General features: G+C 49.7%; 9 protein-coding genes. 2 read left to right on the forward strand and 7 right to left on the reverse strand.

Annotated features, from left to right (window positions below; genetic code table 11):
• Positions 1-31: 31 nt before the first annotated feature.
• Complete coding sequence (opgC, locus tag EQP46_RS01390) at positions 32-1,603, forward strand: OpgC domain-containing protein (RefSeq protein WP_129491938.1); 1,572 nt, start codon at positions 32-34, stop codon at positions 1,601-1,603.
• Between the two features lie 191 nt (positions 1,604-1,794).
• Here opgC and gcvA read toward each other — a convergent pair whose 3' ends face one another.
• A complete protein-coding gene (gcvA, locus tag EQP46_RS01395) occupies positions 1,795-2,718 on the reverse strand; it encodes a transcriptional regulator GcvA (RefSeq protein WP_129491939.1) in 924 nt (307 codons plus the stop codon).
• A 115-nt stretch (positions 2,719-2,833) separates the two neighbouring features.
• On the opposite strand from gcvA, the gene EQP46_RS01400 reads away from it, so the two are divergent.
• Positions 2,834-3,121, forward strand: coding sequence for a hypothetical protein (locus EQP46_RS01400; RefSeq protein ID WP_129491940.1), 288 nt, complete (start codon positions 2,834-2,836; stop codon positions 3,119-3,121).
• A gap of 281 nt (positions 3,122-3,402) precedes the next feature.
• Here the strand turns inward: EQP46_RS01400 and EQP46_RS01405 are convergent, their stop codons facing one another.
• The 6 genes from EQP46_RS01405 to uca form a co-directional block, all read right to left on the reverse strand.
• Positions 3,403-4,365 (reverse strand): P-loop NTPase family protein, encoded by a 963-nt coding sequence (locus EQP46_RS01405; RefSeq protein ID WP_129491941.1) that lies wholly within the window; start codon positions 4,363-4,365, stop codon positions 3,403-3,405.
• A gap of 331 nt (positions 4,366-4,696) precedes the next feature.
• The gene (locus EQP46_RS24380; protein ID WP_240671587.1) at positions 4,697-6,070 is read right to left on the reverse strand and encodes a helix-turn-helix domain-containing protein; all 1,374 of its coding nucleotides are present in this window, start codon (positions 6,068-6,070) and stop codon (positions 4,697-4,699) included.
• Between the two features lie 220 nt (positions 6,071-6,290).
• Positions 6,291-7,658 carry a guanine deaminase gene (guaD, locus tag EQP46_RS01415; protein ID WP_167482741.1) on the reverse strand — a complete coding sequence of 456 codons (1,368 nt, stop codon included), beginning with the start codon at positions 7,656-7,658 and terminating at the stop codon, positions 6,291-6,293.
• A gap of 142 nt (positions 7,659-7,800) precedes the next feature.
• Complete coding sequence (locus EQP46_RS01420) at positions 7,801-9,120, reverse strand: solute carrier family 23 protein (RefSeq protein WP_129491943.1); 1,320 nt, start codon at positions 9,118-9,120, stop codon at positions 7,801-7,803.
• A gap of 260 nt (positions 9,121-9,380) precedes the next feature.
• Positions 9,381-11,129 (reverse strand): allophanate hydrolase, encoded by a 1,749-nt coding sequence (gene atzF, locus EQP46_RS01425; protein ID WP_129491944.1) that lies wholly within the window; start codon positions 11,127-11,129, stop codon positions 9,381-9,383.
• A complete protein-coding gene (gene uca / locus EQP46_RS01430; RefSeq protein WP_129491945.1) occupies positions 11,129-14,773 on the reverse strand; it encodes an urea carboxylase in 3,645 nt (1,214 codons plus the stop codon). Before uca ends, atzF begins: the two co-directional genes overlap by 1 nt.
• Between the last annotated feature and the right edge of the window lie 58 nt (positions 14,774-14,831).

Consider the following 14,831-nt stretch of genomic DNA (forward strand, 5'->3'; position numbering starts at 1 on the left):
AATGATTCAAAGACTTTTAAGGGAGAAAGTGATGAAACGGATACCCGCGTTAGACAGCATACGAGGGCTATTGCTCTTGTTGATGACAATCAACCATTTGTTTTGGATCAGTGGCGGTCGTTCGCCCGTTCAATACTTCACATCAGAACCTCTGGGGCCTTTTGGCCCAGCGGAAGGGTTTGTGTTTATTTCCGCCCTATTAGCAGGCGCGATTTATAGTCGAGATGCCTTGTCGAATGCTGACGTGCGCGCTAAAGCATTCCATCGCGCATTCACGCTCTATCGCTATCATATTGTGTGTTTAATTGCCGTTTTTACTTGGTTTCTCGTCAGTCAATACGCCTTCCCTGAGCACCAAAACCTTTTGGCACAAAACTTCCCGAATTTGCTCACTGCCCCGCTGGAAACGCTGCTGTTCAGTGCAGCTTTAATCAACAAACCCCACTACTTTGACATATTGCCGCTATATATCGTTTTCATGTTGCTACTGCCGCTGCTCATTGCCATGTATCGAAAAGGGCTATTCTGGCTCGTACTCGGTGTCAGTCTGCTGCTTTGGTCTACGAGTGGCGCGATCTCTGAAAGCCAACTTAACGCGGTTATGGGTAGCGGCGTATTCGACGGCTTCACCTTGCACGCAGGGTACTTTGACCCGTTTGCGTGGCAACTGTTGTTTGTTGTTGGCTCCGCCATCGGGTTCCAGCTTCAGCACGGCAACCTGATTCGTTGGCACCATCCTATGCTTACCTTTTTATGCATTGCGGGTATCGGCATCCTGTTTGCCGCTCACCATGGTGCGTTTTTAAGCATGGGCATCCACCGTGGCATTATCTACGGCCTTGCTGATAAATCTGAATTAGGCTGGTTGCGTTTACTAACGCTGTCCATGTGGGTTTATCTGATTGCGCTGCTCATCAGTAAATTCCCCAACGCGCTCACGTTCCGTCCTCTGAGCTACATTGGCCGCCATTCTTTGCATGTTTTTGCTTGGCAAACTGCGATGATTTACTTTGCCGCGCCACTGCTCGCAGAGATCCGTTTCGAGCCTTTCTATCTGGCGGTAATGCTCGGCTTTGTAACCAGCCTTTGGGTGCCTGCTTGGATCCGTGAGTTCACCAAAGGCCGCTCTTCTACCCAATATTGGGGAGCAGCCATCACCGCCGGTATTGGCGGGCTTCTCGCACTGAATGTCTCTATGGCTAACACTGCGGATAATGATACGTTGATGGTCGGGAACGAAAAATTCCCCCTCACCATCAAATTGAAAGACGTTCGTGAACCTCAAGACCCGGTAGTTTTAATGGTGTACAGCGAATTCGATGACCTTACCGCTGTACCGTCTGTTCATTGGCAGAAGTACACGCCAGAAGAAGCGAATGAAGGGATAACGCTCGATGAGTTAGCAGCGGGCAAGTATGTGGTGTTTGCCTTCCAAGACCGGAATAAAGATGGACTTATCACCTTGGCAGACAATCAAATTCCGATTGAAGGATTTGGTTATTCCAATAACCCATCACTACAAGGGCCCCCATCCAAAGAGCAAGTGACTTTCACCCACAACAAAGCAGCGATGCTGACCATCCATTTCAACAATTGGTATTAATGTGAGAGAAGAATCGAGCTACGAATGCGTGTCAAAGCACAATACGTGGCGTAGCTCGATGTTGAATGGAAGCGGCTCATAACCAGCGCTCGAACCCAAAAGACTCACGCATTAAACGGGTAATATATTGGTTTTATTAACGTGCCTGTCCCCGCTTTTCAAAATCACTAGATAAAACCTAGCAAGGCAGCTTATTCGCTGCCTTGTTGCTCTTTCAGTTCACTTTCAATCCATCGTTTAAATGCTTGGACTTTCTTCAACCGAAGATGAGACTCAGGACAAACCAAGTAGTAGCTGAACGCTGCTCTTTGGCTGGCTGACTCGCCAAACGGACAAACTAAGCGTCCCGCCTCAATGTCTTTGTTAACCATCGCCTTGATTGTCAGCGCGATCCCTTGCCCTTCTATGGCCGCTTGGATCGCAAGAAACTCCGTCGAAAATTGATAACCCGCATCAGGGTCAATGTCTGTAATGCCAGCAGCCCTGAGCCACATTCCCCAGCATGGCGCACTGGCATGCCCCGTTTGCCACACTGACCGCAACAACATGTGATGCCTTAAGTCGTCGGCAGTTTGAAGCGGCTTTCCTCCCACTAAAAGTGAGGGGCTGCAAACTGGAATCACCTCTTCTGGGATCATTTCTTGCGAAAAAACTCCGGTATAGTTGCCTGCTCCGTAACGCAAAGCCACATCGACCCCCTCGGTTCTAAAATTCACCAAAGATTCACAGGCATCCACGCGCAATCGGTATTGAGGATACGCCTGATAAAAACTGCCTAAGCGAGGTAATAACCACTTGGCGGCAAACGTGGGCGACGCACTCACTACCAGTTCATTGCTTTGCTGTCGCCGGCGCAGTTGCCGAATACCTTCTTCCAGCTTAGAAAAGCCTTCTTCCATAAACGGGTAGAGTTGCTCTCCCGCTTCCGTGAGTGCTAGCGAACGCACTTTGCGTTCAAAAAGCTGAACGTCCAAATAACTCTCTAAAGATTTGATTTGCTGACTTACGGCCGCAGGCGTGACATGAAGCTCTTCTGCGGCTTCTTTAATGCTCGTAAGTCTGGCAACACTTTCAAATGCCCTCAGCGCATTCAGAGGAGGTAACTGTTCTTCCATGATTAAGTTTTTCTAACTCTGATTAAGGATTACTCGTTTGTAGTCATTGTTAGGTTAAACCATCATCAACTTCAAGGTAAGGAAATCTTATTCATGGTAATTGGAGGGTTTAACAATGAAACTGCCAAACGAAAAACACTCGCTCTTGGTTCAGCCGTTTGATCGAAGTGCATCAGCTTCACTCGCAATCAGCGACATCATGCTTCGCTTCGTTAACGCGGTGTCTGAGAAAATACGTGCCTACCGTATTCGTCAGGCACGAAACCGTTTCTATAGAGACATCTCAGATTACCCTGCATATATACTTGAAGATATTGGATTAAACCCAGAAGAAGTCGCTATCGCGAAAGCGCACCAAGAGAAACTTGGGGTTGATACCGTCGCAGAGATAGAGAGGAGATAGTGGAATGTCAGGCGATTGTTCACGTTGCACGATTTTGGCACGATCTTGGCGATCTTGGGACAAGGGGCGATCTTGGGACAATCTTGGGACAGGCATATATACAACTCATCCCACGCGAACAACAATTAGAAAGCATTCACACAGCCAAACTCGTTGTTAGTCAGTGCGAATCCATCGCATTTCTGTATAGGAATAGTAAATGACGGAATTTTAGTGAATTACGCGCAGCAAAAATCTCAAGCTAGCGCCTGAGTCATCGTTTGTTATAAGTGAGGCTTGTTTTATTGGCTCGGTATCCGGAAGCCGGAGAGTCGTTTCCGATGCAAGTGAGGTAGTGCAGCTTTTATTGCGGTATCAGTGCCGACAATGCCGCCTTGTTCAATCCGTGTGCATGTTTCCAGCCAACTCTTAGCGTCAAATCCAAGTCTTTCTAGCAGTGATGGTAAGGCATTAGCAATATGACCATGCTTATCATCTCGTACTTGTCTTCCTGTCCAATCAACCAATGCAAGATAATCCATCAATCGAAAAGGAATACCATCTGGCATGCTCTCGCGCGGGTTTCCAGCAAAGGGAAACAGCCCTGCTGGAGATGTTTGATTACTTTCTATCGCATCAATGCGCGCTTTCACGCTCGTATAATCCGACGTTTCTGGCGCTTCGGCAATGGCTGCACGTACTGGGTTCAAATCGACATAAGCCATGGCTGCAGCGACGGCTTTCTCATCCAGTAATGCTTGGCTTTTAAAGCGCCCTTCCCAGAAATGTCCGGTACAGTTGTCCTCACGATTGGCTTCTGAGGCAATGTGCTGATTAATTAATCGCATAAACCAACTGATTGAAACAAGACGTTTTCGCCACTCTTCAATCATCTCATAACACCGATCAGTTTCAGCCTCTGACAGTTCATCTCCCTGCATAAATCGCTGAACCAACGCGGGTCCATGATGAAAAGCGAGCCAGCGCTCAACCACTTCAATATCTGACAGCGTTTTTGCCTTTTCAGCATTGATATGCAAAACCACATGATAATGATTACTCATAATGGCGTATGCACATACATCGATACAAAACGCGCCTGCTAACGCGAGCAGGCGCTTTTCAATCCAAGATCGACGATGTTCGTAACTTTGTTGGGCTTGATCATCGTAGCCACAGAGAAATGACCGACGAACACAGCGAGAAACGCAGTGGTAATAAGGTGTGGCTTCAATGCTGATAAGTGATGAGCGGGCTTTTGTCATTGAGATTCAAAATGGATAGCAACTGAACAATATAAAAAGCATATCGTTATGAGACCATCCATTCATCTTTGTCTCACACCTTTGAGTCCAAAAGCACTAACGCATGAAACTGATAAGATTATGGTTTTCTTAAAGTGCCTTCTTAAAGTGCCTGTCCCCGCTTTTGCCAAAAATTTTCTTACGCTACCGCCCTTCGCATATCAGCACACAACACGCCATTACTGTCTAAGTTATTCGGCGGAAATGTACCACGAAGTGCATAAAGCAATACTTGATTTTGATCTCATGAGAGACCAAGTGATTAATGTTCAGGCAGTTAGTCGTGAAGGCTCTACCGCTGCCGCGATCGAATGGGCGTTAACAATTCAAAAGACACGGAGTGAACATCACCTGTGTCCGTCACCTTTACATCTCGGATGATTTCTGGCCCGGCGGAATAATAGAATTCGGAATGGCGATTTAAGTAGTGATAAAAACGTTCAATGTCGCTGTCGATATCTGAGAAGTTTTCCCCTTTCCAAGTAGAGGTAAGGTAGCAACCTTCAATGCTCATTGAATGGCACTCGGGTTGAAGTTCTGCCTGTTGGAGGCTTTTCTCTAAACCCGCAAAGAACACATCAAATTGTGCGTCGTAATGCGCCGAAGGGTCGCCAAACACCATCATGCCCTCTTCGTTATTTGCGATGAGGTGTGTCCATGACGGGAATGCGTCGAACACTGACGCGATGCGCCGCGTGCCTGCATGCTTTTCTTTTGGTAGCGAATGCCGCGAGACGGGAATGTCGATCAGGTTTAATGAGATGACGCTGACGGGAAAGGCATCAACATGCGTGAGCGTCTGTTTGGAGGCATCAAAGGGCTCGACGGCAAAGCTAAATGTTAATCCTGTGTCACTTGTTCCCCAGCAATAGGGCAAAGGGCCAAAGCGTAAGTGATGCTCTTCTTTTAATCGGATACCGAGATGAAAATACACCGCTTCGATGTATTCCGTTGAAGGTACGTCAATGGAGCCAATGTGACGTTCTGGCACAATCGCTTCAAACAAGGTGTCAGGAATAACAAAGTCGTCATCCACCTGAAAACCTATCGCCAAAGGAAACAACCCGCTGGCATATTGGTTGTGTTCTGAGAACTCGAGTATTCGGCATCGCGTGAAATCTAACGCTCCTTGGTTCGCATCCAGGTTCACCTGCTGCCGTAAGTGGGTAAAACCCGCTTCAACCCGCTCATCAATCACGGTCGCATCTCGGTCAATCGAATCGATGCGAATGGCGGAACACGCCCAACGGGAAGCAGGCTGGGTGTCGAATCGAATGTCGGACTGATTCAGCAGGCTTAATCGTTCTAGCGCCGTTTTATCCATCTCTGCCAGTGACAATCGCTTTGCCCATACGGGTTGCTGTCGGATGTTTTTTGGGGCAACCATCGCAAACCGTTTGAATGCACGGGCAAAGGCTTCTTGAGATTCAAAACCAAACTCAATGGCGATGTCGAGAATGCGATGGTCTGTGGTCGCAATTTTTTCGGCGGCGAGACTGAGCAAACGGTGGCGTTGATATTGACTAAGGCTCATCCCGGTTGCGCGCTTGAATTGACGTTGTAAGTGCCAGCGTGAATAGCCGCTGCGCGCTGCAATCTGCTCGACACGCAAAGTCTCTGGCAGCGAATCCTCAATCAGAGCGATCACCGATAAAATCGTGTTCATGTTGCGTCCATCATCCATTGCGATGCAGCAAATCTACCCCAAGTCATTATATTTAATGCGGTTATCCGCGTTCGACATACGTTTTCTGCGAAAAGGTTCTCGTGAATGGCTCTTGTGAATTGCTCTTGTAAACGTAGGGCTTGCTGCACAAAACTCGACTTATAAAAAAGCCCGCTGAATAAGCGGGCTGTCTTTCCATATCAATGCGGTGACAAAAGCCTTAGCGCACTTGTTTGCCTTGCACCCAAACTTTGCTGATGTTGTCTGTTTGAGAGAGTGAAATGATCTTCTCAAGGATATCCCGCGGCGAATCCATATCAGGCCAAACGCGCAGGTTACCGCGTTCACTGTCTGGCGAAACCACAATGGCGTCGAAGTGATACTCTGGCGCAAACACACCAACTTTCTCATTCAATACCTGACCACCGCCATTGGTTGCCATCCAGAAAGATTCCAAGTAGCTGATACGTGAGCCTGATACGCCACGTTTGTCAGCGGGTAGATGACAATCCACACCGTCTTCACGCACACGAGAATGCGTTACCGCATCAAAACACGCGCGGAAGATTGATGGAGACGGAGCGCCCGCGATGTCACTGCCTAAACCCACACGTACATTTGCGTCTAGTAGTTCGCGGGTTTGCATGGCGGCGTTGGCAAAATACATGTTCGACAACGGACAGTGACCTATACCTGCGCCGAACTGGTTCAACATCGCGATGTCTTTTTCGTCGATAAAGATCGAATGTGCTAACACCGATTTGTTGTTCAACAACCCTGCTTCTGCATAAATCGCAATGTCGCTCATGCCATAACGTTCAATGCTGTAATCACGCGCCCAGTCGCTCTCTGAACAGTGGGTTTGCATGTGCAGGTCATATTTCTGAACCAATTTGCCCAAGCCTTTGAGCATAGGATCAGTGCAACTCGGTACAAAACGTGGCGTAATCACCGGCTTCACCAGCCCGCCTTCATTGCCCGCCAAGCCGCGCACGTTATTCACGAACAGTTCTGTTTCGAAAAGCGCTTGTTCAACACTGCTTTCGCGGTAGAAATCAGGACACTGTTCTTGGTTGTCCATATTGACCTTGCCGACGAACGCGCGCTGACCCAATTCCAAACACGATTGGGCGAGCACTTCCGTGGATTCACGGTGAATCGAGGCGAAGTAAACCGCACTGGTTGTGCCGTTTGCCAACAAAGTGCGGCTCACGTCTTGGTAAATGTTTGTAGCGAAGGCGTTGTCGGCATAACGGTTTTCAAGTGGGAACGTGTAATTCTGAAGCCAATCGAACAGTGGCAGATCCAGCCCCTTTCCTGCTTGCGGCCATTGCGGTGCATGACAATGCAAATCCACCAACCCTGGCATCAAGTATTGGCCTTTTGGTAGCACCTCTAATTTACCCGACTCACGCAGTGCCACCACCATGTCTGCATGGCGTGGATCATCCGCTTTCGCTGTGTCGGCGATATCACCTTGGTGATTCACCAAGATCAGAAAATCGACATTGAATTCAAAGTCGCCTTTAACAGGACAATGGAAAGTATCAGCCAACAAGGCAAAGCGCAGCGTAGTGAAATCAATCATCATTCTTTCTTCAATAAAGTGTGTTAATGAATGCGCTATCCAAGGAGAACCTCGCTCACTTGAATAGCCAAGGGCTCACCGAAGCAAGCCCTAAAATTAGGTGTGTATTACAAGCAGATTCAAACCAATAAGTTATAGTGCGCTACTTTCCTGCTTCTTCAGCGTTTTCCAATTCGGATGGGTTGCTCGGTAAAACGAAGTTCAAGATCACTGCAGCGAGCGCGCCAATGGCAATGCCCGAGTTCACCATGTAGCCCGCCATTTCTGGTAAGGCATACACCAACTCACGTGGCATCAATACCGCGCCCAATGACAACATGATCGGCAACCCTACGACCAGCATGTTGCGCTCGTTCAATTGAATGTGTTGGATAACGCGGAAACCGTTCATCGCAATCACCACACAAATAACAGAGAAGATGCCAGAAATCACGGCATGAGGGACAGACGCAATTAAGCTGGTCAGCTTCGGCACCAAGCCGAGGATAAGAAGGATCACACCACCAGCAATAATGGCACGACGCGAAGAGACACCTGTGACGGCAATAATGCCCGCGTTGGTTGAGTAGCCTGTGACTGGGCTACCACCAAGCAATGAACACACAAAGTTACCCGCGGCTTCGCCCGTTGCCCCACGGTTCAGGCGTTCGTCGTCGAGTTCAACGCCTGTCACTGCACTGATTGCACACCATGTCCCTGTGGTTTCTACCAACACAATCATGGCGATGAATAGCATGGTCAGGATAGCCATTGGCTCGAATGTCAATTCACCAAACGGCAGCAACGATGGCAGTTGTAACCATGATGATGCGCCGACGGCAGAGAAATCTGCCATGCCATAAAATGCAGCGACTAAGGTGCCGATCACAATCGCGCCAATCACCGATGCTAAGCGCAGCCAGTGAAGTGATTTAAAGAAGCACCCTAGCAGGATAAACGATGACAACGACACCATGCTGGTTAACGCGATCACGATGTTTTCAGTTGGGCGCTCACCAGAGTAGATCCCATTGAATGCCACTGGCAACAGGGAAATTCCGACCACGATGATGACCGTTCCGCCCACAATCGGTGGGACAAAACGTTTCACCAATTTGCTGAACAGGTTGGCAGGCTTGCCCAGCAGCGCAACGAATATTGCCACCGGGATCATCGCGCCATACACCGCGCCCATGCCCATGGTTTTGCCAATCGCCGCGATTGCGCCGATGGGAATGTAGGAAGGCCCCTGCATCACGGGCATTTTCAGTAGTAAGCCAGACTGAATAATGGTCGCGATACCCGCCACAATGAAGGTCATTTGAATCAAAGAGGAGGTGTCTGAAACGGAAAGAGATAAAAGACCGGCGAGAATAATAGGCACGATGTAGAGATCCATCGCCAGCACATGTTGTGCCCCAAGGGAAAAAGAGGTCGGAATGGAGATCTTTTCGTCGATATGCGCAAGCGTTGTATTTTTCATGATTCGCTAGAAAGAAATGGACAGAAGATGATGACAACCGGACGATATTCATCCGCACATGCTCTGATGAATAAGGCGTCATACACCCACACTACTCATCCTGAGCCTGCCAGTAATTCCAACTACGAAACCGCTTTATAACAAGATGTTAACCGCGCACCAGCTGAAAAGTGCGCGCATAATACAGTAAATAAGTAGCAAGGCAAACGTTTGCGTAAAAATCACGTTACCCTTCTACCCTTACCGACTGTTTAGCCTACTTATTGCGCTGACAAGTACCCTCTCCAGCCCCCAAATTCGGAGATGTCTTTTGCACCCTCAGCACCTGCTTGTTCGCAGATAAAGCCAGTAACCCAGGAGCCATCATCCAGCTCGACCTTTCCTAGGCCAAGCGGATTGGGAATACCCAAAAGAAAATCACCGATGCGCTGAGTGGGCACTTCCCACAGTTCCATTTCGATACTTTCTCCCTCGCCGCTCTGACGCACCATGCCCGGACGCTTTGGCCCCTCACCTGCCAATGCATAGAATCGATAGGCTTTCGCACTTTTTCGTTGACTCACGAGCGTTGCACCTCGTTCGAGCAGTTGGTGATTAAGAGGAAGCCCTTCCATGTGCGCCCCACACACGGCGAGCGTGATGGTGTTTGGCGCCGTATCCGGCACAATGAATGGCGATTGTTCCACGTAAGCGCTGGCAAGCCCCATCAATTTGTGTTCTGTGCCTTTGTCAGAAAACAACGTAACACCGAACGGAAGCCGCGCGACGCCGCTGTCGGCAGGAAAAGCAATGGCTGCGTAGTCCAATAAGTTCATAAAGTTGGTGTAGTAACCCAAGTTCGTGTTGAGAGCGATGGGATCTGATTTCATTTCCTCAATGGTATACGTTGTTCCCACTGTCGGTGTAAGAATGGCATCCACCGAGCAAATGATGGCGTCACATTTCTTTTTCAGGGCGCGAAGCTCATATTGCGCAGTAAACGCATCGACTGCCGTTAAGTGTCTCGCACCACCCAGAATTGCCTGAATTTCAGGGACGCAGGATGTTTCATGGTCATCAAAGAAGGATTGAATCGCGGCATATCGCTCTGCAACCCAAGGGCCGTGATACAAGAGTTTGGCGGCTTCAAGAAACGGCGCGAAATCCACTTCAATTAATTCCGCCCCCAATGCTTCAACCTGCGCTTTACTTTTTTCGAATCGATTGGCGAAATCTTCGTTACCAAAGAAAGCAAGCTGCGCGTTTGCTGGCACCCCGATGCGCGGCTTTTCACCCAAGTAGGTGTTCGCTTCACTCGATGAGAAATCACGGGCGTAGGCATCAGAAGGATCGTATTGACCCGCAATAGGCAGAAGCGTTTCTATGTCATCAACAGAGTGAGCAAAAATGGTCACGCAGTCTAGCGTTCGACAAGCAGGCACCACGCCTTGGCAGCTCAAGCGCCCTATGCTCGCTTTCATGCCAACCAATTGGTTAAGCGCGGCAGGCACACGCCCGGATCCCGCGGTATCTGTACCTAGCGAAAACAGCACTTGGTTTGTCGCCACAGACACCGCGCTTCCGGAGCTTGAACCTCCCGAAATAAACCGCGGATCGATGCTGTTTTTGCACGCGCCCCAAGGGCTTCGCGTACCCACTAACCCCGTCGCAAATTGGTCTAAGTTTGTTTTTCCTAGCGGCACTGCGCCCGCATCAATCAAGGCCTTCACCACAAAGGCAGAGTCACCCGGAGAATAAGCAAACTCTTTGCTGCCCGCCGTGGTAGAAAGTCCCATGAGGTCGATATTGTCTTTAATGGCAAAAGGCACACCGAACAGAGGCTTTTGGGTGATATCAGACTGCGCAAGGGCACGCACATAGCCGTCTAATTGCGCTTCGCTGATAAGGCTTATCCAACAGTTGTGGCTATCAAACTTTGCTTTGTTCCACTGCTGACGGAGAAACACATCCGGTGTGGTTTCCCCCCTCTTATACGCCGCCAGAAGCTCGCGAATTGAGTTAAATTCCATTAAATAGTCTCCATAATTAACAAGGTTTGCCCTGCTCGCACTTGCTCACCTTCTGATTTCGCAAAGTCCACCACGCGCCCAGCTTGTGTCGCCGCAATTTCGATTTCCATTTTCATGGATTCAACAATCAGCAAAGGCTGTCCCACTTCCACCACGTCTCCGGGCTTCGCCAAGAACTGCCACACGTTGCCTGCCAATTGGCTATTCACGGCAAATTGCCCGTCTTCCAATGCGTCTTCATTCGATTCGACAGCATCGGCTAATTCCGCGACAAAGTTCGCTTGTCCACTCTCTTCCCAGCGTTGGCGTTCCTCGTTGAATGCGCCTTGTTGTTGGGTCTTAAAGGCAGAAATCGAGGCATGTTCCTGCGTCAGCATGGCTTCGTAGTCGGCGATACCAAACTGTGTTTCTTCAATGCGAAGATCGAATTTACCTTTAGGGAAATCGCGGCGAATTTTCGTGAGTTCGTCATGGGAAACGGGATAGAAGCGGATTTGGTCGAAAAAGCGCAGCAGCCAAGGTTTATCGAAGGCTTTTCCTTTGCCATAGCGATTCCACATCTGCAGGGTTCGCCCCATAAGCTGGTAACCGCCCGGCCCTTCCATGCCATAGACACACATATACGCGCCACCGATGCCGACAGCATTTTCAGGTGTCCACGTTCTTGCGGGGTTGTACTTGGTGGTCACTAAGCGATGGCGAGGATCGATAGGCGTGGCGACAGGAGCACCAAGGTAGACATCCCCCAAGCCCATCACGAGATAGCTGGCATCAAAAACGATGTCCTTCACCGCATCGATGCTTTCCAGCCCATTAATTCGTCGTATAAATTCGATGTTATTTGGACTCCAAGGCGCATCCTTTCGCACCACCTCGTCGTACTTTCTCATCGCCAGTTGGATCGAAGGATCATCCCAAGACAGCGGCAAATGCACGATACGAGACGGCACGGTTAAGTCCGCAATATCACCAATTGCAGCTTCTGCATTTTCAAGCAACTCAAGCATGTCAGCACAAGGCGTAAGAAGGTTGTTGTAGTGCACTTGTAGCGAGCGAATGCCCGGCGTGAGCTCCTTGATTGACGGAATCGCGAGGTTTTCCAGTGTGGTCATCAAAGCATGAACGCGAAATCGTAACTTCACATCCAACACTTGCTCGCCATATTCCACCAACAGGAAATCTTCACCGCTTGGGCGATACACCACTTTCTCGCCGTAAACATCGGCACTGATTTCTTTAATAACTGCGGAGGTAATCTCGTCCTTTTCAAGGTGCAACTCGTCGTTTCGAAGATGTTTAATGGCTTTCTGCTGGTGATATTCAGCCGCTTCTGCATCCGCCATGCTCACAGGCTTAAAACGGATTTTATCCCCGGCTTTCAACTGCCCCATTTTCCACAAATCGGCTTTAATCACCGTCGCAGGACAAACAAAACCGCCAAGGCTTGGGCCATCGGGTCCTAAGATCACTGGCATGTCACCAGTAAAATCCACCGTGCCGACGGCATAGGCATTGTCATGAATGTTTGAAGGATGAAGCCCCGCTTCGCCGCCGTCTTTACGCGCCCAAGTGGGTTTCGGGCCTATGAGTCGAACACCCGTGCGGCTTGAGTTGAAATGCACTTCCCATTCAGCATCAAAGAAATCCTCAATGTCTTGGTCCGTGAAAAAATCAGGCGCGCCGTGGGGACCATAAATCACGCGAAGGGTTTGGGTGGCAGCAAAGTCCAACGGCGCAATGGCCTTTCCAATGGACTCTTGTGCATCGCGCTCTGATTTTGGTGATGGCGCTTCAATGTGCAGCACGTCACCAGCTATTAATGCTCGTCCGCCATGTCCGCCAAACTTACCCAGCGTGAAGGTTGAACGGCTTCCTAAATATGTCGGGCATTGAATGCCCTCTTTCACCAACAAATAGGCGCGCGCACCTTCACCAGACACAGCCCCAAGCGCCAGCACATCGCCTTTGTTCACAGCAATGACCGTCCACATTGGCACGTCGTTACCGTTCAGCGTTGCGCTGATTTTTGCCCCTGTAATGGCAATGGTGGTGCTTTGATTAAAACTGAGCGTTGGCCCATTGGCGATGATTTCTAGCCCTGCGCTTTGTTCTATATTTCTCAGCAGTTGATTACCCAACCGGAAGCTTTGGCTGTCCATTGGCCCTGACGGTGGAATGCCGACATGCCAATACCCGCTGCGACCGGGATAATCTTGCACCGTGGTTTGCGTGCCACTTGCCAATACATCAATGGTTGCGGGCTGGTAATCAAATGTAGAAAGGCTTGATGTCAGCACATCGCCGCGATGAACGAAGGGTTCTGCGGATAACTGTGTGAGATACGCCAAGTTGGTTTCAATGCCATACAGTTCTGTGTGGCTTAATAGGTGCGTCATCTGCGATAGCGCTTCGTCTCGGTTATCAGCGTGCACCATCAACTTCGCGATCATAGGGTCAAAGAACGGGCTTACCTCGCAACCCGCTTCTACCCACGTGTCCACCCGAACGGCATTGCCATTATCAAGCTCACTGATGCCATGACCAGACACCCCTTCAGGGAAAGCCAAATGCGTGATCAAGCCCGTTGAAGGCTGAAACTGTCGATTCGGATCTTCCGCATACAAGCGAAACTGAATCGCATGCCCAGAAGGTGTGGCCGTTGATGCCGCGTTCCAACTCGCTTGATACGTACCCATACCAATTTCGACCATCAGTTTTACGATATCGACACCAAAGATAAGCTCAGTCACACCGTGCTCAACTTGCAGGCGCGTGTTGACCTCTAAGAAGTAGAATTGCTGGGTCGATTGATCGAGGATGAATTCCACCGTGCCAGCGTTTCGATAGTTCACAGACGCGGCCAAGCGAATGGCGGTGTCACGCAACGCGGCGCGGGTATCGTCCGAGAGGTTTGGCGCTGGCGTTTCTTCCATCACCTTTTGGTTTCGCCGTTGCGCCGAACAATCTCGTTCACCTAGCGCCAACACGCTGCCTTCGCCATCACCAATGATTTGCACTTCGATGTGACGTGCAGAGGTGATGAACTTCTCCATAAACACCCCGCTGTGGCTGAAGTTGGCTTCGCCCAGTCGTTTGACAGCCTCGAACGCATCGACCAACTGTGCTGCATTCTCACACAATCGCATGCCAATGCCGCCGCCGCCCGCGGTGCTTTTCAGCATCACGGGGAATCCCATGCTGTCTGCGGCTGCAACAGCATCTTCAATGCCGGAAAGCAGCCCTGTTCCGGGCAATAAAGGAACATTTGCCGATTCCGCGAGTTCACGTGCGGTGTGCTTGAGTCCGAACTGATTAATTTGTTCTGTTGTCGGGCCAAGAAATGCGATGCCAGCGGCTTCACACGCTGCGACAAAATCGGGGTTTTCGCTTAGAAATCCGTAGCCAGGATGAATGGCTTGAGCGCCAGAGGAACGCGCAATACCGATGATTTTTTGAATATTTAGGTAAGTATCAGAGGCACTGCCTTCGCCCAAGCTAAAAGCTTCCGACGCATTGAGTGTATGCAGGCTGCCTGCATCGTCTTCGTGGTAAACCGCCACGCTCGCGATGCCCATTTCATCCAGTGTTCGGATAATGCGGGTTGCGATAGCGCCACGGTTAGCAATCAATATTTTTGTGAACATAATGCTGTCTTCGTGTCATCGGGTCGTCCCGAATAAAGACGGAGGATGTGCGACATCA

The organism is Enterovibrio baiacu (genome assembly GCF_004120195.1).
GTDB lineage: Bacteria > Pseudomonadota > Gammaproteobacteria > Enterobacterales > Vibrionaceae > Enterovibrio > Enterovibrio baiacui.